Annotated in this window: 25 protein-coding genes; 6 read left to right on the forward strand and 19 right to left on the reverse strand. The window is 74.4% G+C overall.

Annotation, left to right across the window (positions count from 1 at the left end; all coding sequences use genetic code 11):
• Positions 1-63 precede the first annotated feature (63 nt).
• The 7 genes from trpM to hisI all read right to left on the reverse strand — a co-directional run bounded on the left by trpM (position 64) and on the right by hisI (position 5,127).
• Positions 64-336: a tryptophan biosynthesis modulator TrpM gene (gene trpM, locus ACIRQY_RS08900; RefSeq protein ID WP_403923170.1), complete on the reverse strand. Its 273-nt coding sequence runs from the start codon at positions 334-336 to the stop codon at positions 64-66.
• A 7-nt stretch (positions 337-343) separates the two neighbouring features.
• Complete coding sequence (gene trpC, locus ACIRQY_RS08905; RefSeq protein WP_351779208.1) at positions 344-1,153, reverse strand: indole-3-glycerol phosphate synthase TrpC; 810 nt, start codon at positions 1,151-1,153, stop codon at positions 344-346.
• A 154-nt stretch (positions 1,154-1,307) separates the two neighbouring features.
• Complete coding sequence (locus ACIRQY_RS08910) at positions 1,308-1,832, reverse strand: DUF2752 domain-containing protein (protein ID WP_403923861.1); 525 nt, start codon at positions 1,830-1,832, stop codon at positions 1,308-1,310.
• A gap of 377 nt (positions 1,833-2,209) precedes the next feature.
• Positions 2,210-2,464: an HGxxPAAW family protein gene (locus tag ACIRQY_RS08915; protein WP_351779210.1), complete on the reverse strand. Its 255-nt coding sequence runs from the start codon at positions 2,462-2,464 to the stop codon at positions 2,210-2,212.
• Positions 2,465-2,612: 148 nt separating this feature from the next.
• Positions 2,613-3,260 carry a TIGR02234 family membrane protein gene (locus ACIRQY_RS08920; protein ID WP_351779213.1) on the reverse strand — a complete coding sequence of 216 codons (648 nt, stop codon included), beginning with the start codon at positions 3,258-3,260 and terminating at the stop codon, positions 2,613-2,615.
• Between the two features lie 14 nt (positions 3,261-3,274).
• Complete coding sequence (locus ACIRQY_RS08925) at positions 3,275-4,765, reverse strand: anthranilate synthase component I (protein WP_403923173.1); 1,491 nt, start codon at positions 4,763-4,765, stop codon at positions 3,275-3,277.
• Positions 4,766-4,776: 11 nt separating this feature from the next.
• Positions 4,777-5,127, reverse strand: coding sequence for a phosphoribosyl-AMP cyclohydrolase (hisI, locus tag ACIRQY_RS08930; RefSeq protein WP_351779219.1), 351 nt, complete (start codon positions 5,125-5,127; stop codon positions 4,777-4,779).
• An 84-nt stretch (positions 5,128-5,211) separates the two neighbouring features.
• On the opposite strand from hisI, the gene ACIRQY_RS08935 reads away from it, so the two are divergent.
• Complete coding sequence (locus tag ACIRQY_RS08935) at positions 5,212-5,847, forward strand: TIGR03085 family metal-binding protein (protein ID WP_351779222.1); 636 nt, start codon at positions 5,212-5,214, stop codon at positions 5,845-5,847.
• A 68-nt stretch (positions 5,848-5,915) separates the two neighbouring features.
• Here the strand turns inward: ACIRQY_RS08935 and hisF are convergent, their stop codons facing one another.
• The 8 genes from hisF to hisD are packed head-to-tail and all read right to left on the reverse strand — an operon-like array spanning position 5,916 to position 11,641.
• Positions 5,916-6,671, reverse strand: coding sequence for an imidazole glycerol phosphate synthase subunit HisF (gene hisF / locus ACIRQY_RS08940; protein WP_403923176.1), 756 nt, complete (start codon positions 6,669-6,671; stop codon positions 5,916-5,918).
• The gene (locus ACIRQY_RS08945; protein ID WP_403923178.1) at positions 6,668-7,066 is read right to left on the reverse strand and encodes a RidA family protein; all 399 of its coding nucleotides are present in this window, start codon (positions 7,064-7,066) and stop codon (positions 6,668-6,670) included. Before ACIRQY_RS08945 ends, hisF begins: the two co-directional genes overlap by 4 nt.
• Positions 7,063-7,794: a bifunctional 1-(5-phosphoribosyl)-5-((5-phosphoribosylamino)methylideneamino)imidazole-4-carboxamide isomerase/phosphoribosylanthranilate isomerase PriA gene (gene priA / locus ACIRQY_RS08950; protein WP_351779230.1), complete on the reverse strand. Its 732-nt coding sequence runs from the start codon at positions 7,792-7,794 to the stop codon at positions 7,063-7,065. Before priA ends, ACIRQY_RS08945 begins: the two co-directional genes overlap by 4 nt.
• Positions 7,795-7,796: 2 nt before the next feature.
• A complete protein-coding gene (gene hisH, locus ACIRQY_RS08955) occupies positions 7,797-8,438 on the reverse strand; it encodes an imidazole glycerol phosphate synthase subunit HisH (protein WP_351779232.1) in 642 nt (213 codons plus the stop codon).
• The gene (locus tag ACIRQY_RS08960) at positions 8,435-8,599 is read right to left on the reverse strand and encodes a hypothetical protein (protein WP_351779235.1); all 165 of its coding nucleotides are present in this window, start codon (positions 8,597-8,599) and stop codon (positions 8,435-8,437) included. The genes hisH and ACIRQY_RS08960 overlap by 4 nt, the downstream gene beginning before the upstream one ends.
• Before the next feature lie 2 nt (positions 8,600-8,601).
• On the reverse strand, positions 8,602-9,195 hold the full coding sequence (gene hisB, locus ACIRQY_RS08965; protein WP_403923181.1) for an imidazoleglycerol-phosphate dehydratase HisB: 594 nt from the start codon (positions 9,193-9,195) through the stop codon (positions 8,602-8,604).
• Entirely contained in the window at positions 9,192-10,298 is a 1,107-nt protein-coding gene (locus tag ACIRQY_RS08970; RefSeq protein WP_403923183.1) for a histidinol-phosphate transaminase, read from the reverse strand. The genes hisB and ACIRQY_RS08970 overlap by 4 nt, the downstream gene beginning before the upstream one ends.
• Entirely contained in the window at positions 10,295-11,641 is a 1,347-nt protein-coding gene (gene hisD / locus ACIRQY_RS08975; protein ID WP_403923185.1) for a histidinol dehydrogenase, read from the reverse strand. Before hisD ends, ACIRQY_RS08970 begins: the two co-directional genes overlap by 4 nt.
• Positions 11,642-11,843: 202 nt before the next feature.
• Here hisD and ACIRQY_RS08980 point away from each other — a divergent pair, with 202 nt between their 5' ends.
• The 4 genes from ACIRQY_RS08980 to ybaK all read left to right on the forward strand — a co-directional run bounded on the left by ACIRQY_RS08980 (position 11,844) and on the right by ybaK (position 16,195).
• Positions 11,844-13,451: an oxidoreductase gene (locus ACIRQY_RS08980; protein WP_351779246.1), complete on the forward strand. Its 1,608-nt coding sequence runs from the start codon at positions 11,844-11,846 to the stop codon at positions 13,449-13,451.
• A 424-nt stretch (positions 13,452-13,875) separates the two neighbouring features.
• Complete coding sequence (locus ACIRQY_RS08985) at positions 13,876-14,904, forward strand: hypothetical protein (protein ID WP_403923187.1); 1,029 nt, start codon at positions 13,876-13,878, stop codon at positions 14,902-14,904.
• An 11-nt stretch (positions 14,905-14,915) separates the two neighbouring features.
• Complete coding sequence (locus ACIRQY_RS08990; protein WP_351779251.1) at positions 14,916-15,653, forward strand: LON peptidase substrate-binding domain-containing protein; 738 nt, start codon at positions 14,916-14,918, stop codon at positions 15,651-15,653.
• Between the two features lie 44 nt (positions 15,654-15,697).
• Entirely contained in the window at positions 15,698-16,195 is a 498-nt protein-coding gene (ybaK, locus tag ACIRQY_RS08995) for a Cys-tRNA(Pro) deacylase (protein WP_351779254.1), read from the forward strand.
• Positions 16,196-16,288: 93 nt separating this feature from the next.
• Here the strand turns inward: ybaK and ACIRQY_RS09000 are convergent, their stop codons facing one another.
• From ACIRQY_RS09000 to ACIRQY_RS09015, 4 genes are all read right to left on the reverse strand, one after another.
• Positions 16,289-16,915 carry a DUF2567 domain-containing protein gene (locus tag ACIRQY_RS09000; RefSeq protein ID WP_403923189.1) on the reverse strand — a complete coding sequence of 209 codons (627 nt, stop codon included), beginning with the start codon at positions 16,913-16,915 and terminating at the stop codon, positions 16,289-16,291.
• A 34-nt stretch (positions 16,916-16,949) separates the two neighbouring features.
• A complete protein-coding gene (locus tag ACIRQY_RS09005; protein ID WP_403923864.1) occupies positions 16,950-17,768 on the reverse strand; it encodes an ABC transporter permease in 819 nt (272 codons plus the stop codon).
• 151 nt (positions 17,769-17,919) lie between these two features.
• Positions 17,920-18,900, reverse strand: a complete 981-nt coding sequence (locus ACIRQY_RS09010) for an ABC transporter ATP-binding protein (RefSeq protein WP_403923191.1) — start codon at positions 18,898-18,900, stop codon at positions 17,920-17,922.
• 11 nt (positions 18,901-18,911) lie between these two features.
• On the reverse strand, positions 18,912-20,222 hold the full coding sequence (locus tag ACIRQY_RS09015) for an NYN domain-containing protein (RefSeq protein ID WP_403923193.1): 1,311 nt from the start codon (positions 20,220-20,222) through the stop codon (positions 18,912-18,914).
• Between the two features lie 214 nt (positions 20,223-20,436).
• On the opposite strand from ACIRQY_RS09015, the gene ACIRQY_RS09020 reads away from it, so the two are divergent.
• A complete protein-coding gene (locus ACIRQY_RS09020) occupies positions 20,437-20,607 on the forward strand; it encodes a hypothetical protein (protein ID WP_351779264.1) in 171 nt (56 codons plus the stop codon).
• Positions 20,608-20,654: the final 47 nt, after the last annotated feature.

A 20,654-nucleotide genomic window follows, 5' to 3' on the forward strand; every position in this document is an offset into this window, starting at 1 on the left:
GTGCGTCGGCGGGGCGGGCGGGTACGGCGGCGGAGGCATCCACGGGGATGCCCTACGGGGTCGTCAGATGGCGCGCGCGGGGCGCGGGCGCCATCGCATTCCGTTGACCTGGCCGGGCTCGTCGCCGATGACGTAACGCACCCGGCGGCCGTGGACACGGCGGGCGGGGGCGCGGCAGCCACGCGGGCGGCAGCCCCGGGCCAGCGGGGCGTGCGGTGCGGGGACGGAGGCGGCGGCGCCGCAGGACCGGCGGCCGCGACCGGGGGTCACCGACACCACGCCGACGTTCCCCCGGGCGGGGCCCGGAGGGGTCGGCGTGGCGCGGCGGCGGGTCATGGCGGGGTCAGCTCCGGCCGTGCCGCAGGGCGGGGTGGGCACCGGCGGCGACGAGGTCGGCGACGGCGCCCTTCGGGTCGCGGCCGGTGACGAGGGACTCGCCGACCAGGACCGCGTCGGCGCCCGCGTTGGCGTACGCGATGAGGTCGTGCGGGCCGCGGACGCCGGACTCGGCGATCTTGACGATGTGCGCGGGGATCTCCGGGGCGACGCGCTCGAACGTGGAGCGGTCGACCTTGAGGGTCTTCAGGTTGCGCGCGTTGACGCCGATGATCCGGGCGCCCGCGTCGACGGCCCGCTCGACCTCGTCCTCGTCGTGGACCTCGACCAGCGGGGTGAGTCCGATGGACTCGGCCCGCTCGATGAGGGAGACGAGGGCCTCCTGTTCCAGGGCGGCCACGATGAGGAGCGCGAGGTCCGCTCCGTAGGCGCGGGCCTCCCAGAGCTGGTACGCGGTGACGATGAAGTCCTTGCGCAGGACCGGGATGTCGACCTTGGCGCGGACGGCCTCCAGGTCCGCGAGCGAGCCGCCGAAGCGGCGCTGCTCGGTGAGGACGGAGATGACGGCGGCGCCACCCGCCTCGTAGTCCGCGGCGAGTCCCGCCGGGTCGGCGATCGCGGCGAGTGCCCCCTTGGACGGGCTGGAGCGCTTGACCTCGCAGATCACCTTGACGCCTTCGCCGCGCAGTGCGGCGACGCCGTCCTTGGCCTGCGGTGCCTTGGCGGCACGCTCCTTGAGCTCGTCGAGGGTGACCCGCGCCTGTCGCTCTGCGAGGTCGGCGCGCACGCCTTCGATGATCTCGTCGAGCACACTCACGCGAGGGGCCCCCTTCCGGGACGGTGATGGTGATGAGGAACCAGGTTCAGCCACATCGATCCTATCCGCAGGACGGCCCCGGACCCGCATCGGCCGGAGTGGTGTCCCATCTGCTGGGACTCCCTTCGGGGTCCCCCGGGTGCCGGTACGGGCCTCAGGGGGCCAGCGCGGAGCCGAAGGGAAGGTTCCGGACCAGGGTGAAGAGGGCGAGGACGGCGCCGGTCGCCCACCACCACACCGGGGCGACGGCGAGGCGCGGGGGGAGTCCCCGGACGGCGCGAATCAGCCAGACGGCCAGGAGCACGCCGAAGACTCCGTAGCCGACGACCGCGAGGGCGTTGGCGCCGAGGGCGGCGGGGAGGTCGCCGTGGACGAAGGCGTGGGCGCTGCGGAGCCCGCCGCAGCCGGGGCAGTAGATCCCGGTGAAGCGGAGCAGCGGGCAGACGGGGTAGTGCCCCGGTTCGTTGGGGTCGACCGTCCCGACATACGCGAAGGCGGCGGCGACCCCGGCGAGGGTGCCGAGGGGCCCGAGCAGCCGCCGGGGCAGCGGGCGGGGCGCGGGCGGACCGGACCACGCGTGCGCGTGCGGCGGTACGGGCCACGCGGGCGGGTGCGGGGGCGGTACGGGCCCGGCGGGCGGGGGGCCGCCGGAGGGGGGCGCGGTGGAGCCGGACGGCACGGGCCACGCGGGCGGGTGTACGGGCCCGGCGGGTGGGGGGCCCGGTGCCGGTCCCGCTTCGAGCTCCGGTGCCGGTGGGGCCGGACGGTCGGTCCCGGGCCGCGCGGGCGCGTGCGGGAGGGAGGGCGGGGCCGCGCCGCGCGGAGCGGTGCCCCCGGGCCGCGCGGGCGCGTGCGGGGTTCCGTCCGCCGCGTCGTCGGCGCGGTGGTCCCCGCCCGGCAGCGCGGGGGTCTCGCCGGGTTCACCCGGTCGGGCGAGGGGTTCCTCGGTCGCGGCTCCGGCCGTCGGCTGCGTGTCCACCCGGTGATTCTCGCCCCGGACGCGCGCGAGCGCAGCCCGGCGGGGCCGGGCTGCGCTCAGGGGGTCTCCGGGTCGCGTCAGGACGACGAACGGGCCTGGAGGGTGGCGGCCTCGCGGGCGGCGATCACCTCGGCCGACTGCTTCGGCATCCCCAGACCGGCGGCCTTCATCACGCCGCCGACGACGCCGCCGAGCACGATGACGCCCACACCGGCCCAGAAGCCGGGGATGTTGACGGCCACCATGAAGACACCGGCGATGCAGAAACCGATGAAGGCGATGATGACACCGGTCCAGGCGGCCGGGGTGTGTCCGTGGGCGCTGCCCGCCATGAGTTGCTCCTCGTTGCAGTTGCTCGATGGTGAGGGTCTCGCGTGCGCGGACACTCAGCGCTCATTGTCCCGCACGCGGGCGCGCGAGGATGAATCGGGGGTACCGGGACGATCACGCGTCGCGGTGGACTCCCCCGTCGGGCGGTCGTCAGACCGTCCCGGTGGGGTCCTCGCCCCGGTCCAGGGCCTTCCACAGGTCCTCGGGCCGGTCCGGGTCGGTGGTGGGGGCCTTGCGGGCGCGCGGGGCGCCGGAGCGCTCGTAACGGCCGCCCATCGCGGGCCAGGTCCGGCCGAAGCGGAGGGCGAGGAGGCCCGCGAGGAGGATGAGGAGGGCGCCCGCCGCGGTCACGTACGGCCAGACGGTGTAGGCGGGTCCGGCGACGGCGGCGGCGGTGTCGCCGCTGATGCGGGCGGCCTCGGCGTTCAGGGCGGCGCTGTCGGAGGCTCCGAGGAAGGCGGCCAGCGCGGCGCCCGCGCCGCTCAGCGCGAGGAGCGCGGAGACGAGGGTGCGACCGGTGCGGCGGACGGCGAAGACCGCGAAGAGCGCGGCCAGGCCGACGATCGCGAGGGCGGTGGGGACACCGGTGACGGCGCCGCCGTCGGCTTCGACGGGGACGGTGCCGCCGCCGACGGACGCGGTGCCCTCCGCCCAGATCTGTCCCGCCGAGAGCAGGACGACGGTGGCGCCGGCGGCGCCGAGCAGGAGGGCCGCGGCCAGGCTGCGGCGGCCGCCGCCGGGAACGGCCGCTCGGGCGGCCCGGGGCTGGGGTACGGATACGGCACTCACGTACCCCACTATCCCCTACCCGCTCAGCGGCCGTTCATCCGGTTGGCGGTGTGGACCGCGCGGAGGACGGCCGCCGCCTTGTTGCGGCACTCGTTGTCCTCGGCGACGGGGTCGGAGTCGGCGACGACACCCGCTCCGGCCTGCACGTACGCGGTCCCGTCACGGAGCAGGGCGGTGCGGATGGCGATGGCGGTGTCCGCGTCCCCGGCGAAATCGAGATAACCGACACATCCGCCGTACAGCCCGCGCCGGGAGGGTTCGAGCTCCTCGATGATCTGCATCGCGCGCGGCTTGGGCGCGCCGGAGAGCGTCCCGGCGGGGAAGCAGGCGGTGAGGACGTCGAAGGCGGTGTTGCCCTCGGCGACCTCGCCGGTCACGGTGGAGACGATGTGCATGACGTGGGAGTAGCGCTCGACCGACATGAAGTCGACGACCTCGACGGAGCCGGGGGCGCAGACCCGGCCGAGGTCGTTGCGGCCGAGGTCGACGAGCATGAGGTGCTCGGCGCGCTCCTTGGGGTCGGCGAGGAGTTCCTCGGCGAGGTCGTGGTCCTCCTGCGGGGTGGCGCCCCGGTGCCGGGTGCCCGCGATGGGGTGGAGCATCGCGCGGCCGTCCTCGACCTTGACGAGGGCCTCGGGGCTGGAGCCGACGACGTCGAAGCCGTTCTCGAACCGGAAGAGGTACATGTACGGGGAGGGGTTGGTGGCCCGCAGGACCCGGTAGACGTCGAGCGCGGAGGCGGTGCACGGGGTCTCGAACCGCTGGGAGGGCACGACCTGGAAGGCCTCGCCCGCCCGGATGCGCTCCTTGATGTCCTCGACGGCGTCCTGGTAGGCGGGGCCGCCCCAGAGCGCGGAGAACTCGGGGAGCGCGGAGTCGGGCAGGGCGGTGGGGGCGGTGGCGACCGGGCGGGCGAGGTCGGCCTCCATCGCGTCGAGGCGGGCGACGGCGTGCCCGTACGCCTCGTCGACGCCGGTCTCCAGGTCGTTGTGGTTGATCGCGTTGGCGATCAGCAGGACCGAGCCGTCCCAGTGGTCGAGGACGGCGAGGTCGCTGGTGAGGAGCATGGTCAGCTCGGGCAGGGCCAGGTCGTCCCGGCCGTGCTCGCCGATCTTCTCCAGGCGGCGGACGATGTCGTAGCCGAGGTAGCCGACCATGCCGCCGGTGAACGGCGGCAGGCCCCCGCCGAGGTCGCGGGGGGTGTGCAGGGTCTCGACGGTGGCGCGCAGGGCCTGGAGCGGGTCGCCGGAGACGGGGACGCCGACGGGCGGGGTGCCCAGCCAGTGGGCCTCGCCGTCCCGGACCGTCAAGGTGGTGTCGCTGCGGACGCCGATGAAGGAGTACCGGGACCAGCTGCGGCCGTTCTCCGCGGATTCGAGGAGGAAGGTGCCGGGCCGTTCGGCGGCGAGCTTGCGGTAGAGCCCGACCGGGGTGTCGCCGTCCGCGAGCAGCCTGCGGCTGACGGGGATGACGCGGCGGTCGGCCGCCAGCTTGCGGAAGGTGTCGAGATCCATGGCGCCAGACCCTACTCGGATACGGGGAGCACGTCGGTGTCGAAGCAGGTCCGGGTGCCGGTGTGGCACGCGGCTCCGACCTGGTCGACCTTGACGAGGACGGTGTCGGCGTCGCAGTCGAGGGCGACGGACCTGACGTGCTGGACGTGCCCGGAGGTGTCGCCCTTGACCCAGTACTCCTGGCGGCTGCGGGACCAGTAGGTGCAGCGGCCGGTGGTGAGGGTGCGGTGGAGGGCCTCGTCGTCCATCCAGCCGAGCATCAGCACCTCGCCGGTGTCGTACTGCTGGGCGACGGCGGGGAAGAGTCCGTCGGGGCCGCGCTTGATCCTGGCGGCGAGGGCCGGGTCCAGATTGCTGGTCATGAGGCCATTGTGCCGCGCCCGGGACCGGTGCCCGGCGGGGCGTCCACTGGGCGGACCGGGGCCGTCCGCCGTACGCTGGCCGACATGTCGACCCATGCCAAACGTGAACGGCTTCTGCTCGCCGACCTGTTGGAGGCCGCGGGCCCGGACGCCCCGACGCTCTGCGAGGGCTGGCTGACCCGGGACCTCGCGGCCCATGTGGTGGTGCGGGAACGGCGCCCGGACGCGGCGGCCGGTTCCCTCGTACCGGCGCTGCGCGAGCGCGGGGACCGGGTGCGGGCCGAGTTCGCGGAGAAGCCGTACGAGGAGCTGATCCAGCTCATCAGGACGGGGCCGCCGCGGTTCTCGCCGTTCGCCGTGAAGCAGGTGGACGAGGGGGCGAACACCGTGGAGTTCTACGTGCACGCCGAGGACGTGCGGCGGGCGCAGCCGGACTGGTCGGCGCGGGCGCTCGACCCGGTGTTCGCGGACGCCCTGTGGTCCCGTCTGGAACGCACCGCGCGGCTGCTGGGCCGGAAGGCCCCGGTGGGTCTGGTGCTGCGCCGTCCGAACGGGCAGACGGCGGTCGCCCACCGGGGTACGCCGGTGGTGACGGTGTCCGGGGAGCCGGGCGAGCTGACGATGTACCTCTTCGGGCGGCAGTCCTCGGCCAAGGTGGATCTCGAAGGGGAGCCGGAGGCGATCGAGCGGCTGCGGGAGGCGAAGCAGCTGGGGATCTGACCCCGGCGGCGGGAAAGGGCCCCCGAGGGGGCCCTTTCCGTGTCCGTGCGGTGGGGGGGCGGTGCCGGTCAGCGGACCGGGTGGCCCGCCTCCCGCAGCGCTTCCTTGACCTGGGAGATCCGCAGGTCGCCGAAGTGGAAGACGGAGGCGGCGAGCACGGCGTCGGCGCCCGCGGCCACGGCGGGCGCGAAGTCGGCCAGCCTGCCCGCGCCACCGGAGGCGATCACCGGGACGGTGACGTGCTTCCGGACGGCCGTGATCATCTCGGTGTCGTAGCCGTCCTTGGTGCCGTCGGCGTCCATCGAGTTGAGCAGGATCTCGCCCGCGCCCAGGTCGGCGGCCCGGTGGGCCCATTCGACGGCGTCGATGCCGGTGCCCTTCCGGCCGCCGTGGGTCGTCACCTCGAAGGTGCCCGAGGGGGTGCGGCGGGCGTCGACCGACAGGACGAGGACCTGCCTGCCGAAGCGCTCCGCGATCTCCTGGATCAGTTCGGGGCGGACGATGGCGGCGGTGTTGACGCCGACCTTGTCGGCCCCGGCCCGCAGGAGCTTGTCGACGTCGTCGGCGGAGCGGACGCCGCCGCCGACGGTGAGCGGGATGAAGACCTGTTCGGCGGTGCGGCGCACCACGTCGTAGGTGGTCTCCCGGTTGCCCGAGGAGGCGGTGATGTCGAGGAAGGTCAGCTCGTCGGCGCCCTCGGCGTCGTACAGCTTGGCCATCTCGACGGGGTCGCCCGCGTCCCGCAGGTTCTGGAAGTTGACGCCCTTGACGACCCGGCCGTTGTCGACGTCCAGGCAGGGGATCACCCGTACGGCGAGGCTCATCCGGCGGCCTCCCGGTGGGCCTCGATCTCGACCTCGACGACCAGACGGGGGTCGACGAAGCCGGAGACGATGATCATCGAGGCGGCAGGGCGGACGGCGTCGAACAGTTCCTTGTGGGCGCGGCCGGCCTCGTCCACGTCCCGGGCGTGGGTGAGGTACATACGGGTACGCACGACGTGCTCCGGGCCCAGGCCGAGCTGCTCCAGGGCGGCGAAGGCCACCTTGAAGGAGTTGACGGTCTGGTCGTACGGGCCGCCGTCGGCGATCTGGCCGTCGACCACCGAGGTGCAGCCGGAGACCAGGACCAGGCCGTTCGGCAGTTCGACGGCCCGGGAGTAGCCGAACTGCTCCTCCCAGGGCGCCCCGGTGACGACCTTGCGGATCCCGGGGGTCACGGCTTCACCGCCGCGAGCGCCTCTTCCAGGGTGAACGCCTTCGCGTAGAGCGCCTTGCCGACGATCGCGCCCTCGACGCCGAGCGGGACGAGGCCGGACAGGGCCCGCAGGTCGTCCAGGGAGGAGACGCCGCCGGAGGCGACGACGGGCTTGTCGGTAGCCGCGCAGACGTTCTTCAGGAGTTCCAGGTTGGGGCCCTGGAGGGTGCCGTCCTTGGCGATGTCGGTGACGACGTAGCGGGAGCAGCCCTCGGAGTCGAGGCGGGCGAGGGTCTCGTACAGGTCGCCGCCGTCGCGGGTCCAGCCCCGGCCGCGCAGGGTGGTGCCGCGGACGTCGAGGCCGACGGCGATGCGGTCGCCGTACTCGGCGATGACCTTGGCGACCCACTCGGGGGTCTCCAGGGCGGCGGTGCCGAGGTTGACGCGGGTGCAGCCGGTGGCGAGGGCGGCGGCGAGGGAGGCGTCGTCGCGGATGCCGCCGGACAGCTCGACCTTGATGTCCATGGCCCGGGCGACCTCGGAGATCAGTTCGCGGTTGTCGCCGGTGCCGAAGGCGGCGTCGAGGTCGACCAGGTGGAGCCATTCGGCGCCGGAGCCCTGCCAGGCGAGCGCCGCTTCGAGCGGGGAGCCGTAGGAGGTCTCGGTTCCGGACTCGCCGTGGACGAGGCGGACGGCCTGGCCGTCGCGGACGTCGACGGCGGGGAGGAGTTCGAGCACGCTTCCAGACACAGTCACAGGGTTCCGATCCAGTTGGTGAGGAGCTGGGCTCCGGCGTCGCCGGACTTCTCGGGGTGGAACTGGGTCGCCCACAGGGCGCCGTTCTCGACGGCGGCGACGAACGGCTCGCCGTGGGTGGCCCAGGTGACCTTGGGGGCGCGGATGAGGGGGTTGCCGACTTCCAGGCTCCACTCTCGGACCGCGTAGGAGTGCACGAAGTAGTACCGGGTGTCGGCGTCGAGCCCGGCGAACAGTTCGGTGCCCTCGGGCGCGTCGACGGTGTTCCAGCCCATGTGGGGGACGACGGGGGCGTTCAGCGGTTCGACCGTGCCGGGCCACTCGTCGAGGCCCTCGGTCTCGACGCCGTGCTCGATGCCCTGGGCGAAGAGGATCTGCATGCCGACGCAGATGCCCATGACGGGGCGGCCGCCCGCGAGCCTGCGGCCGACGATCCAGTCGCCGCGGGCCTGCCTGAGGCCGCTCATGCAGGCGGAGAAGGCCCCGACGCCGGGGACGAGGAGTCCGTCGGCGTTCATCGCGGTGTCGTAGTCGCGGGTGATCTCGACGTCGGCGCCGACCCGGGCGAGGGCGCGCTCGGCCGAGCGGACGTTGCCGAAGCCGTAGTCGAAGACGACGACCTTCTTCGTTCCGGTCATGACCACACGTCCAGCCGGAGCACTCCGGCGGAGAGGCACATGGCGGCGCCGATGGCGACGAGCACGACGACGCCCTTGGGCATCTGCTGCTTGACGAAGGAGTAGATGCCGCCGAGCAGGAAGAGTCCGACGACGATGAGGATGGTGGAGAGGCCGTTCACGGCTAGAGCGCGCCCTTCGTGGAGGGGAGGATTCCGGCGGCGCGCGGGTCGCGCTCGGAGGCGTAGCGGAGCGCGCGGGCGAACGCCTTGAACTGGCACTCCACGATGTGGTGGGCGTTGCGCCCGTACGGGACGTGGACGTGCAGCGCGATCTGGGCCTGCGCGACGAAGGACTCCATGATGTGCCGGGTCATCGTCGTGTCGTACGAGCCGATCATCGGCGCCATGTTCTCGGGCTCGGTGTGCACGAGGTAGGGGCGGCCGGAGAGGTCCACCGTGACCTGGGCCAGCGACTCGTCCAGCGGGACGGTGCAGTTGCCGAAGCGGTAGATGCCGACCTTGTCGCCGAGGGCCTGCTTGAAGGCGGCGCCGAGGGCGAGGGCGGTGTCCTCGATGGTGTGGTGGGAGTCGATGTGGAGATCGCCGTCGGTCTTGACGGTGAGGTCGAACAGACCGTGCCGGCCGAGCTGGTCGAGCATGTGGTCGAAGAACCCGACCCCGGTCGACACGTCGACCTTCCCGGTGCCGTCCAGGTCGATCTCGACGACGACGGAGGTCTCCTTGGTGGTGCGCTCAACGCGTCCTACGCGGCTCATGCGCTCTGCTCCTTCTTCAGTTCACGGACCGCGTCGAGGAACGCGTCGTTCTCGTCGGGGGTGCCCGCGGTGACCCGCAGCCAGCCCGGTACTCCGTTGTCGCGGACCAGGACGCCCCGGTCGAGGATCGCCCGCCAGGCCGCGTGGGTGTCGGGGAAGCGCCCGAACTGCACGAAGTTGGCGTCCGACTCGGTGACCTCGTAGCCGATCCCGCGCAGCTCGGTGACGAGCCGGTCCCGCTCGGCCTTGAGCTGCTCGACGTATCCGAGGAGGGTGTCGGTGTGCTCCAGGGCGGCGAGCGCCGTCGCCTGGGTGACGGCGGAGAGGTGGTACGGCAGCCGGACGAGCTGGACGGCGTCGACGACCGCCGGGTGCGCGGCGAGGTAGCCGAGGCGCAGTCCGGCGGCGCCGAAGGCCTTGGACATGGTCCGGGAGACGACCAGGTTCGGGCGGCCCTCGACGAGCGGCAGCAGCGAGTCCCCGTGGCTGAACTCCACGTACGCCTCGTCGACGACCACCATCGACGGCCGGGCCGCCTGGGCGGCCTCGTAGAGCGCGAGGACGGTGTCGGCGGAGACGGCGGTGCCGGTGGGGTTGTTGGGCGAGGTCACGAAGACCACGTGCGGGCGGTGCTCGGCGATGGCCCGCTCGGCGGCGGGCAGGTCGACGGTGAAGTCCTCGGCGCGGGGGCCGGAGATCCAGCCGGTGCCGGTGCCCCGGGAGATCAGGGCGTGCATCGAGTACGAGGGCTCGAAGCCGATCGCGGTGCGGCCGGGGCCGCCGAAGGTCTGGAGGAGCTGCTGGAGGACCTCGTTGGAGCCGTTGGCCGCCCAGACGTTCTCGGTGGCGACCGGGTGGCCGGTGGTGCGGGTGAGGTAGCGGGCCAGCTCGGTGCGCAGTTCGACCGCGTCCCGGTCGGGGTAGCGGTTGAGGTGCCGGGCCGCCTCGGTGACCCGCTCCGCGATCCGGGCCACCAGGGCCTCGGGCAGCGGGTAGGGGTTCTCGTTGGTGTTCAGCTGGACGGGGACGTCGAGCTGCGGCGCGCCGTACGGGGACTTGCCGCGCAGCTCGTCCCGTACGGGGAGGTCGTCGATGCCGGTCACTTGCTCTGGGGAACCTTCCATCCGAACCTCGCCTTGATCGCCGCGCCGTGCGCGGGCAGGTCCTCGGCCTCGGCGAGGGTGACGACGTGGTGGGCGACGTCGGCGAGGGCGTCCCGGCCGTAGTCCACGATGTGCACCCCGCGCAGGAAGGACTGCACGGAGAGGCCCGAGGAGTGGCAGGCGCAGCCGCCGGTGGGCAGCACGTGGTTGGAGCCCGCGCAGTAGTCGCCGAGGGAGACCGGGGACCAGGGGCCGACGAAGATCGCGCCCGCGTTGCGGACCCGGTCGGCGACGGCGGCGGCGTCGCGGGTCTGGATCTCCAGGTGCTCGGCCCCGTAGGCGTCGACGACCTTGAGGCCGTCGTCGAGGTCGCGGACCAGGACGATCGCGGACTGGCGGCCCGCGAGCGCGGGGGCGATCCGGCCGTCGACGTGCTTGGAGGCGGCGACCTGGGTCTTCAGCTCGGCCTCGGTGGCGGCGGCCAGCTCCTCCGAGTCGGTGACGAGGACGGAGGCGGCCATCGGGTCGTGCTCGGCCTGGCTGATCAGGTCGGCGGCGACGTGCACCGGGTCGGCGGTGGAGTCCGCGAGGACCGCGATCTCCGTCGGTCCGGCCTCGGCGTCGATGCCGATGCGGCCCTTGAGGAGGCGCTTGGCGGCGGCCACGTAGATGTTGCCGGGGCCGGTGACCAGGTTGACGGGGGCGCAGCCGGGCTCGCCGGCGGTCGTGCCCTCGGTGCCGTACGCGAACATGGCGATGGCCTGGGCGCCGCCGGCGGCGTACACCTCGTCCACGCCGAGGAGGGCGCAGGCGGCCAGGATCGTCGGGTGGGGCAGGCCGCCGAAGTCGCGCTGCGGGGGCGAGGCGACGGCGATGCCCTCGACTCCGGCTTCCTGGGCCGGGACGACGTTCATCACGACGGAGGACGGGTAGACGGACCGGCCGCCCGGTACGTACAGGCCGACGCGCTCGACCGGGATCCACTTCTCGGTGACCGTGCCGCCGGGGACGACCTGGGTGGTGTGGGTGGTGCGGCGCTGGGCGCGGTGGACGAGCCGGGCGCGCCGGACGGACTCCTCCAGGGCGGCGCGGACGGCCGGGTCCAGCTCGTCGAGGGCGCGGCGGATCGCCGGGGCGGGGACGCGCAGGCCGGGCACGCGGACGCCGTCGAACTTCTCCCCGTAGTCGATCACCGCGGCCGCGCCATGATGCCGGACGTCCTCGCAGATCGGCCGCACCTTCTCCAGGGCGGCTTCCACGTCGAACTCGGCACGGGGCAGCAGGTCACGCAGGGCGGAACCCTCGGGGAGGGTCTCGCCGCGCAGATCGATTCGAGAGATCACGGGTCAATTCTCGCAGACGGCCCACAGCGCCGGACGCCCGTATCAGTGGCTGATACACGCCACACTGGCGTCTAGTCGCCACTCCTGACCGTTAGCGTTCAGCCCGTCACTCAGCGGGAAGAACGGCTGTACGAATCCACGAGTCCCGGAATCCGGGGCCGGGGAATCGTGGGAACGGATCGTGGAGAGCGAGGGGGCGGCATTGACCGAGCCGCATGAGGACGGGATGCCGGACGGTCTCACGGCACCGGAGCGGGCCGTGTGGCGGGCGTTCCGGATCGGCAGGACGTGCGATCTGACCGAGGGCGTCCCGGAGCTGGACGACCCCTTCGGGGGGCGGGAGTGGGGGGAGGAGAGGACCGTCCGGGCGGAGGTGGTGGCGCTGCTGCTGCTCGCCGGGCCGCAGGCCCGCTCGGGGCGGGTCGCCGCGCTGAAGCTGCGCGGGGTGCGGATCACCGGCGTGCTGAACCTGGCGGGCGGGACGATAGGGCCGTACGTGGAGCTGCACGGCTGCCGCTTCGACGGCGAGGTCGTGCTGCCCGAGGCCCGGTTCGGGACGCTGCGGCTGGTCGGCTGCGCGCTGCCCCGGCTGGAGGCCGCCCGGCTGCACACCGAGGGCGATCTGCACCTGCCGCGCTGCCGGGTGCGGCACGGCATCCGGCTGACCGACGCGCAGATCGGCACCGATCTGCTCATGAACCAGATCCAGGTGTGGCCGGACCGGCGCGGACGGGCCATCACGGCGGACGGCATGGTCGTCGCCCAGGACCTCCAGGCCGAGCTGATCGAGGCGCACGGGGAGCTGAGCCTGCGCGGCGCGAAGATCGGCGTCTCGCTCAGTCTGCGGGGCAGTGTGCTGCGCGGCGCCCAGGGCCGTCGCGCGCTCAACGCGCCGCAGCTGACCGTGGAACGCTCCCTCTACCTGAACGCCGCCTGGGTGTACGGGGAGACGGCGGGCGTACCCGACCACTCCACGGCCACCCCGCCCTACGGGGTGACGCCCGCCCAGGGCGCCCGGCGCAAGCCGGTGGAGTGCCACGGCGGGGTGCGGCTCGACGACGGACGGTTCGGGGACGCGGTGGACCTGCACCACGCCCGCTTCCTGCTCGACGGCGCACGCCGGGAGGAGGTCTCGCTGCGCCGGATCGTCACCCCGGAGCTCCGGTTCAACGGGGAGCGGCCGGAGGAGGGCCGCGTGGTGCTCAACGGCGCGAAGGTCGTCACCCTCATCGACCTGTCCACCAGCTGGCCGGGGCCCGGCGGCCTCGCCATGGGCGGCTTCGCCTACGAGAACCTGGTGCCGTACGGGCACTTCCCGCTGGCCCGGCGCCTGGAGTGGGTGGCCGCCGCGACCCCGGAGTACGCGCCGGAGCCGTACGAGCGGCTGGCCACCGTGCTGCGCAACAGCGGGGAGGACGCCGACGCCCGGGAGGTGCTGCTCGCCAAGCAGCGGCGCAGACGGGAGACGCTGCCGCTCGCGGGGAAGCTCTGGGGGTACCTCCAGGACTGGACCGTGGCCTACGGCTACCGGCCCGGCCGGGCGGCGCTGTGGATGGCGGTCCTGTGGGCGGCGGGCACGGCGGCCTTCTCCCACTACCGGCCGACACCGCTGAAGGCGGACGAGGCCCCGGAGTGGAACGCCACGCTGTTCGCCCTCGACCTGCTGATCCCCGTGATCAACCTGGGCCAGGACGGCGCCTGGCGCCTGCACGGCCTGTGGCAGTGGGCGGCGGCGGTCCTGATCATGCTCGGCTGGATCCTGGCGACGACGGTCGCGGCGGGCGCGACGAGGATGCTGAGCCGGGGCTGAGGGGGCCGGGGCCGAGAGCCCGGGGGCCCGGGGCCCCGGAGGGGCCGGGGAGGTTCCGGGCCCGGCGGTCAGGCCCGGCTGGTGCGGGTCCGGCTGGTGCGGGTCCGGCGGGTCCACGTCCGGCCGGCGCGGGCCCGGCGCACCCGGCTCGGCGGAGTCCGGCGGTGGCCTGCGCGGCGGGGCCACGCCCGTGGCCCGCGCGGCCTGCCCGGCCGGTGAGGCCCGGGGCGGCCCCTGGCTCCGGGGTGGCCGCTCGGGCGGGGGCTCCGGTCGGGCGGGGGCGCCCGGCGGCCCCGTGACGGGACGGACTGTGGCCGGGAGGTGGCGGGTCGGGGACGGGGGGTGACCACCGTGTGAGAGAGCTGTGGGGCAGGGGTGAGACAGGCTGCCGAGGAGGCGGTGCGGGGAGAGAATATGTCGCACCATGTCCTTGCTCCGCGCCCTGCTCGGCGCCGTCCGACCGGCCCGTCCCGGCCCCGGGCCCACCGCCCGGTCCGTGCCGGACGACGACGTGCTGCTCGACGCCCCGGACGAGCGGCTCGCCCCGGCCCTGGTCGCCGCCGCCCTCGCCGACCCGGAGCCCGCGGCGAAGCTGCTCGCCACCACCCGGGACGCGGGCGAGTGGGAGGACCGCGACCGGTACGTCGTCCGGCTCGCGACCTTCGCGTACAGCAGGGGCGACTGGCTGACCCACTGGCTCACGGCCGCGCCCGGCGACCCCGACGCCCTGCTCGTCACCGCGCAGCTCGCCGTGCGGCGGGCCTGGGGATCGCCCGCGCGGGCCGAGCGGCTCCGCGAGCTGGGCCCGCTGGTCCGGGACGTCGCCGAGGCGGCGCCCCACGACCCGGTGCCCTGGCGCCTCGCCCTGGACCACGCGCGCGGGGCGCACGCCGGGCACGCCCTCTTCGAGTCGCTCTGGGAGCAGGCCGTGCGCCGCTCCCCGCACCACTACGGCAGTCATGTCGCGGCCCTGAAGTACCTCTCCGCGCAGTGGTACGGCTCACACCGCGCCGCCTTCGACTTCGCCGAGCAGGCGGCCGACGACGCCGCCCCGGACTCGCTCGTCCGGGCGCTGCCGGTCCGCGCCGCCCACGACCGGCTGCGGGTGCCGCCCTTACGGGACCCGTCGGTGTCCGAGGCCCGGATCGACCGGGCGGCGGACCGGGCCCTCGTGCTGTCCGGCGGCTTCCCGGTGGGCGACCCGTGGCCGGCCGAGGTCCGCAACCTCCTCGCGTACGTCCTGGTCGAGCGGGCGCGGTGGGAGGAGGCACGGGAAGAGTTCGGACGGATCGGCGCCCACGCGACCTCGTTCCCGTGGGGCGCGGGGCGGGAGGATCCGCTGCGGGCCTTCCTGACCGCGCGGGACCGGGCGGGGGGCGAACCGGCCCGTCGCGACCGGCCTCGGGGCACCGGACGCGGAAGGACAGGGCGGGGCGGGCCCGGCGGCCATTAGTCTTGGGCGCTGTGACCACCGCTCGCCTGCCCCTCTTCCCGCTCAACGCGGTGCTGTTCCCCGGCCTCGTGCTGCCGCTGAACGTCTTCGAGCAGCGTTATCGCGCCATGATGCGCGAACTGCTGACCGTGGACGACGCGGAGCCGCGCCGTTTCGTCGTCGTCGCCATCCGCGACGGCCGTGAGGTGGCGCCGACCGGGTCCGGGATGCCGGACCGGTCCGCGCCGCCGGAGAAGGGCCCGGCGGCGGGCTTCGGCCCCGACCCCGTCCAGGCCTTCCACCGGGTCGGCTGCGTCGCCGACGCGGCGACGATCCGGGAGCGCGCGGACGGCAGCTTCGAGGTGGTCGTCACCGGCACGACCCGGGTGAGGCTGCTCTCCGTCGACGCGAGCGGGCCGTTCCTGGTCGCGGAGGTCGAGGACGTGCCGGAGGAGCCGGGTGAGGAGGCCGAGGCCCTCTCCGAGGGGGTGCTGCGGGCCTTCCGCGCCTACCAGAAGCGGCTGGCGGGGGCCCGGGAGCGCTCGCTGACCACCAGTGAGCTGCCGGACGACCCCTCGGTGGTGTCGTACCTGGTGGCGGCGGCGGCCATCCTCGACGTCCCGTCCAAGCAGCGGCTGCTCCAGGCGCCGGACACCGCGACCCGGCTGCGCGAGGAACTGTCGCTGCTGCGCGCGGAGACGGCGGTGCTGCGGCACCTGCCGTCGCTGCCCGCGGTGGACCTCACGCAGGCGCCGACGTACCCGAACTGACCGCCCGGGGCCCGGGCGCCCCGCGTCCCGCCGAGGAGGAGCACATGGCGAAGAAGCAGAAGAAGAACACCGGCGGCACCCCGGCGACGGTCGCCCTGACCACCGCGGGCACCCCGTTCACGCTGCACGCCTACGAGCACGACCCGGCCTCCGCCTCGTACGGCGAGGAGGCGGCGCAGGCCCTCGGCGTCTCCCCCGACCGGGTCTTCAAGACGCTGGTCGCGGACGTCGACGGCGAGCTGACCGTCGCGGTCGTCCCGGTGGCGGGCCAGCTCGACCTGAAGGCGCTGGCCTCGGCGGTCGGCGGCAAGCGGGCCGTGATGGCGGACCCGGCGGCCGCCGAGCGCACCACCGGATACGTCCGGGGCGGCATCTCCCCGCTCGGCCAGCGCAAGCGGCTGCGCACGGTCCTGGACTCGTCGGCCTCGGGCCACCCGACCGTCTGTGTCTCGGCGGGCCGCCGGGGTCTCGAAGTGGAGCTCTCCCCCGCCGACCTGGCCGCGCTCACCTCGGCGGTGGTGGCCCCGATCGGCCGCGCCTGACGGCCGTAGGGCCCGTCTGACAATTCCGCCTGCCTCACGACGCCATGCAGGCGACGACGGGAATGGTCAGAGGACGCGGACCGGGCGGCCCGGTCAGCCGCCGTACGGCTTCGGCTCGCCCCACGGTCCGGGCTCCGGGTCGCGCGGGCCGAAGGCGGCCGTGAGGCCCAGGTGGACGATCATCGCGGCGAGCGGCCAGGCCAGCATCGCGGCGGCCCCCAGGTTCAGTTCGAGGGGCGCCTCGAAGGAGACGCTGGGGCCGACGGCCTTGGCGTGCGCGACCACGTCGCTCGTCGGACCGAAGTACGTCCCCAGGCCCCAGGCGAGCAGCGAGCCGAGGCCGCCGCCGAGCGCGAGCCCCAGCACCAGCGGCACACCGCCCTTGCGGCGCAGCAGGAAGACGACGAGCGCGGCGATCGCGCCGAAGGCCAGGGCGAGCAGGACGAACGTTCCGTCCGAGCCGATCGCCGCCTCCCCCTCGGAGTCGCGGAGGTAGATGCCCTTGCCGTCCGAGATGAGCAGGACGCGGGGGGCCAGATTCAGCCACAGCACCCCGAGGACCGCGCCCGCGATCGTCGAGACGAGGGTCACCAGAACGCCCTGGAGCACCTCGGTACCCGTGATCGGGTCCCCGGCCGGGCCGGGGATCGACGGGGGCGGCGGGGGCCAGTCCGGGTCGTGCGACGAGGGCTGGTGAGGCGGAGTAAGGGGTGCGGTCACCCCGCCATCGTGCCAGGTGTCCCTGTGGCCCGCCTCAGCGGACGGCGGCCCGCCGGTAGGCCCAGGTGGCGACCGCGAGGGAGACCACGCCGACCGCCGCGCACACCCCGAGGTAGAGGACGACGGCGGCCCAGTCGGGGCGCGCCTCGAAGGTGCGGGCGAGGGCCTCGACGCCGTACGTGGACGGCAGCAGGTCCCGGGCCCAGCCGATCGGCTGAGGCATCCGCTCGGCCGGGAGCACGCCGAGGAGCAGCGCGGCGGACATGCCGAGCTGGCCGAGCAGGGTGGCGAGTTCCTGGCGGGGTGCGAGGAGGCCGAGGGCGGCGCCGAGCCCGGCGAGGGCCGCCCCGGCGAGCGGGACGACGGCGATGAGGATCCAGAGGTTGCCGAGCGGGAGCCCGAAGAGCACGGAGCCGATGACGGCGGTGACGACGGTGCCGGGCACCGTGAAGGAGGCGTACGCGCCGGCCGCGCCGAGCACGACGGCGGCGGGCGGCACGGGCAGGGTGGCGTAGTGGTCGAGGCCGCCGTTCGCCCGGAGCTGCCCGAAGTACTGGGCGAGCAGGTTCAGCGCGACGAAGGCGACGACGAGGACGGTGGAACCGGCCACGACGGCGCGGGCCTCGGACCCGCCGTCGACCACTCCGCGCATCAGGATCATGATCCCGACGGACTGGAAGGTGGCCACGAAGAGCAGCGGGATGCGGGCGACCCGGGCGCGGGAGAGCTGCGCGCGGTAGACGGCGGCCAGGGACGGCAGCAGCCGGGCGCGGGGGGCGAGGGGCGCGGGGGCGTCCTCGTCCTCGCGGGTCCGGACGGTGGGCGCGCCGGTCGGCAGGACCTCGGCGGGCACGGTGCTCACTGCGGACAGCTCCTGGGGTTCACGGACACGGGCAGGGCGGAGGGACCGGACCCCGGCCCGGACGGGGACGCCCGGCACTCCCGCACGGGCACGGGCCCCCGTACCGGCGCGGGGCCTGGTGTGGGGAGCGGGGTGCTTCTCGTCATGCCTTCACCAGCCCGTCCGCCGCGCCGCCGAGGGCCAGGTAGACGTCCTCCAGGCTGGGGGTGGCCAGGGTGAAGTCGTCGAGCGCGGCGAAGGCGGCGCCGCCGGTGACGGTGGCGACGGCCCCCCGGGCCTCGTCGGGGGCGAGACGGAGGACCCAGCGGCGGCCCGTCTCCTGGGCGAGCTCGCGCAGGGCGGCGATCTCGGGGAGGTGGACGGGGGCCGACTCGCGCCAGACCAGTTCGACCCGGATCTCGCCCGCGACGCGCTCCTTGAGTCCGGCGGGCGTGTCGCAGGCGATGACCCGGCCGTGGTCGAGGACGGCGACGCGGTCGAGGACGGTCTCGGCCTCGATGACGTTGTGGGTGACGAGCAGTACGGTGCTGCCGTGTTCGGCGCGCCGCCGGTCGACGGCCGCCCAGACCGCGCGGCGGGCGACGGGGTCCATGCCGGTGGTGGGCTCGTCGAGGACGAGGACGGGGCGGTGGCCGACGAGGGCGGCGGCGAGGCAGGCGAGCCGCCGCTGTCCGCCGGAGAGCTTCTTCAGGGGCCGGGAGGCGAGCGGGCCGAGGCCCAGCTCGTCGAGGACGGCGTCGCGCTCGGCGCGGGCGGCGGCGGCGGTGAGGCCGCGCAGCCGTCCGGTGGTCTCGGCGGCGAGGGAGACGGTCAGCTCGTCGAGGGCGGTGGACTCCTGGCCGAGGTACGCGAGGAGGCGGGAGGCCCGCTCGGGGTGGCGCACCAGGTCGTGGCCGAGCATCCGGACGGTCCCGGAGTCGGGCCGCAGCAGGCCGGTCAGCTGGCGCACCAAGGAGGACTTGCCCGCCCCGTTGGGGCCGAGCAGCCCGAAGACCTCGCCGCCGCGCACGTCGAGGTCGATCCCGTCGGTGGCCCGCACCTCGGGAGTCGCGGGCGTACCCCGTCCGCCGCGCGTGGCGGGGTACGTCTTGACCAGGTCCCGCACCACGCACACCGTACTCACGGGGGAAGAGCCTACGGGGTCGCCGGGCCCGGTCCGGGCGCGGGGGCGGGTTCGGCGGCGGCCCGGACGTCGATCTCGCGCCAGAACCCGGCCCTGATCGCGTACCGGTCGTGCTCGTCGATCTGGTCGTCCTTGTGGGCGAGCAGGCCGAACCGGGCCGCGTAGCGGAGGAGTTCGCCGTCGATGCGGTGCGGGATGCGGGGGTAGAGGGTGGAGAGCTTCTGGACGTGGCCCTGCTCGGGGAGGCGTTCCATCCAGCGGCGGGCGAACACCTGTCCGACCTCGAAGGGGTCGCCGCCGACGGTGGTGATGTCCTCCTCGCGGTCCGCCCAGCGCTGCTCGGCGCTGGTGAGGGTGGCGAGCGTCGGCAGGGAGGCGGTCTCGGGGGGTTCTCCGACCGTGGACACCGGGCGCTCGACCCAGCCCCGGTCGGAGGACCAGCGGAGCGCGCTGGCGCCCTGCGCCGCGAGGGCGGGGGCGGGAGCGCTCCCGGGGGCGCGCAGTCCCGCCAGGTCCTTGGGGGTGGGGACGCCCTTGGCCGCGGGGACGGGGACGCCGGTGCCGTTCGGGTGGGCGCCGTCGCGGTGGGGCGCGGGGCCGGTGCCGTCGTGGGCCGGGGCGGCGGCGCGGGCGGCGGCGCCCCCGGCGGCGGCCTCCGCGGCCCGTTCGGCGGAGGCGGCGAGGGCCGCCTCGGGGAGCGGCGCGGAGAGGATGGCGGCGATCTCGGGGCGGGGCGCGGGCGGCGGGGCGCAGAGGCCGCTGAGGTCCCTGGCCCGGACGGCCCGGGTGATCCAGGTACGGTCGAGGACCCGCCGCTCGTCGGCCTCGGCGACGAGGTCCTCGGACTGGTTGTAGTCGCCGTCGGCGGCCTGGACGGCCCAGAGGTGGACGGCGACGCCGTGCTCCTTGGCCGACATGAGTCCGGGCAGCAGGTCGCCGTCGCCGGTGACCAGCACGATGTCGGAACAGGCCCGGTTCCTGGCCAGCTCGGTCAGTTCGGTGTGCATGGCCGCGTCGACGCCCTTCTGGGCCCAGCGTCCGTCGCTCCTGGTCAGGGCGCCGAGCCGGACGGTGACCCGGGGCATCACCCGGAGCCTGCGGTGCTCCGGCTGGGGGACGCGGTCGGGAGCGCCGTCGAACCAGTAGATCCGCAGCAGGGGCAGCGCCGTCTCGGCCTCGGCGCGCTGGCGCAGCTGCTGGATGAGTCCGGCGTGGTCGACGGTGATCCGGGAGCGGGACGGTTCCCCAGCGAGAAGGCTGGCGGCGGCACCCAGCAGGTAGCCGGCGTCCACCAGGACGACGCAGCGGTCCACGTGTTCCACCCTCTTTCGGGAACCTCGGGATCGGATGTGCTTCGGATTTCCTTCGAGTCTGCCCGAAGGCCGGGGGCTCGACGGCCGGAACTGGATCATCGGCGTGGCGGATGTCACTTTCGGGCGACCGTTACGCTCAGTAATGATCCAACATGCGGCGGTTCACACCGTATGTGAGTCTGACAGCGGCCCTGGCCCCTAGGTCCCCTTTGGAGGTAATCCCATGGCCAAGAACCGCAACCAGAACCGTGCCCAGAAGCAGTCCCCGGCCGAGCGCGGTGCCCAGCAGGCACAGCAGTCGTCCCTTGAGACACAGGCGGAACAGCGTTCCAGCCAGGTCACGCCAGGTGACGTGGCCCGCAAGGGACGTCAGAAGCGCTTCGGCCACAACTGACGCACCCGGTCACACCCATGGCAAAGGGGCGCGCCCGTGACGACGGG

Origin of the sequence: Streptomyces sp. NPDC101490 (assembly GCF_044767145.1) — a bacterium.
Lineage (GTDB): Bacteria > Actinomycetota > Actinomycetes > Streptomycetales > Streptomycetaceae > Streptomyces.

Excerpts from the sequence above, each read along its gene's own strand:
- trpM (WP_403923170.1), bottom strand. The coding sequence starts at position 336 with ATGACCCGCCGCCGCGCCACGCCGACCCCTCCGGGCCCCGCCCGGGGG.
- ACIRQY_RS08915 (WP_351779210.1), bottom strand. The coding sequence starts at position 2,464 with ATGGCGGGCAGCGCCCACGGACACACCCCGGCCGCCTGGACCGGTGTC.
- ACIRQY_RS08925 (WP_403923173.1), bottom strand. The coding sequence starts at position 4,765 with ATGGATCTCGACACCTTCCGCAAGCTGGCGGCCGACCGCCGCGTCATC.
- hisI (WP_351779219.1), bottom strand. The coding sequence starts at position 5,127 with ATGACCAGCAATCTGGACCCGGCCCTCGCCGCCAGGATCAAGCGCGGC.
- ACIRQY_RS08935 (WP_351779222.1), top strand. The coding sequence starts at position 5,212 with ATGTCGACCCATGCCAAACGTGAACGGCTTCTGCTCGCCGACCTGTTG.
- hisF (WP_403923176.1), bottom strand. The coding sequence starts at position 6,671 with ATGAGCCTCGCCGTACGGGTGATCCCCTGCCTGGACGTCGACAACGGC.
- hisH (WP_351779232.1), bottom strand. The coding sequence starts at position 8,438 with ATGACCGGAACGAAGAAGGTCGTCGTCTTCGACTACGGCTTCGGCAAC.
- hisB (WP_403923181.1), bottom strand. The coding sequence starts at position 9,195 with ATGAGCCGCGTAGGACGCGTTGAGCGCACCACCAAGGAGACCTCCGTC.
- ACIRQY_RS08985 (WP_403923187.1), top strand. The coding sequence starts at position 13,876 with ATGTCCTTGCTCCGCGCCCTGCTCGGCGCCGTCCGACCGGCCCGTCCC.
- ybaK (WP_351779254.1), top strand. The coding sequence starts at position 15,698 with ATGGCGAAGAAGCAGAAGAAGAACACCGGCGGCACCCCGGCGACGGTC.
- ACIRQY_RS09020 (WP_351779264.1), top strand. The coding sequence starts at position 20,437 with ATGGCCAAGAACCGCAACCAGAACCGTGCCCAGAAGCAGTCCCCGGCC.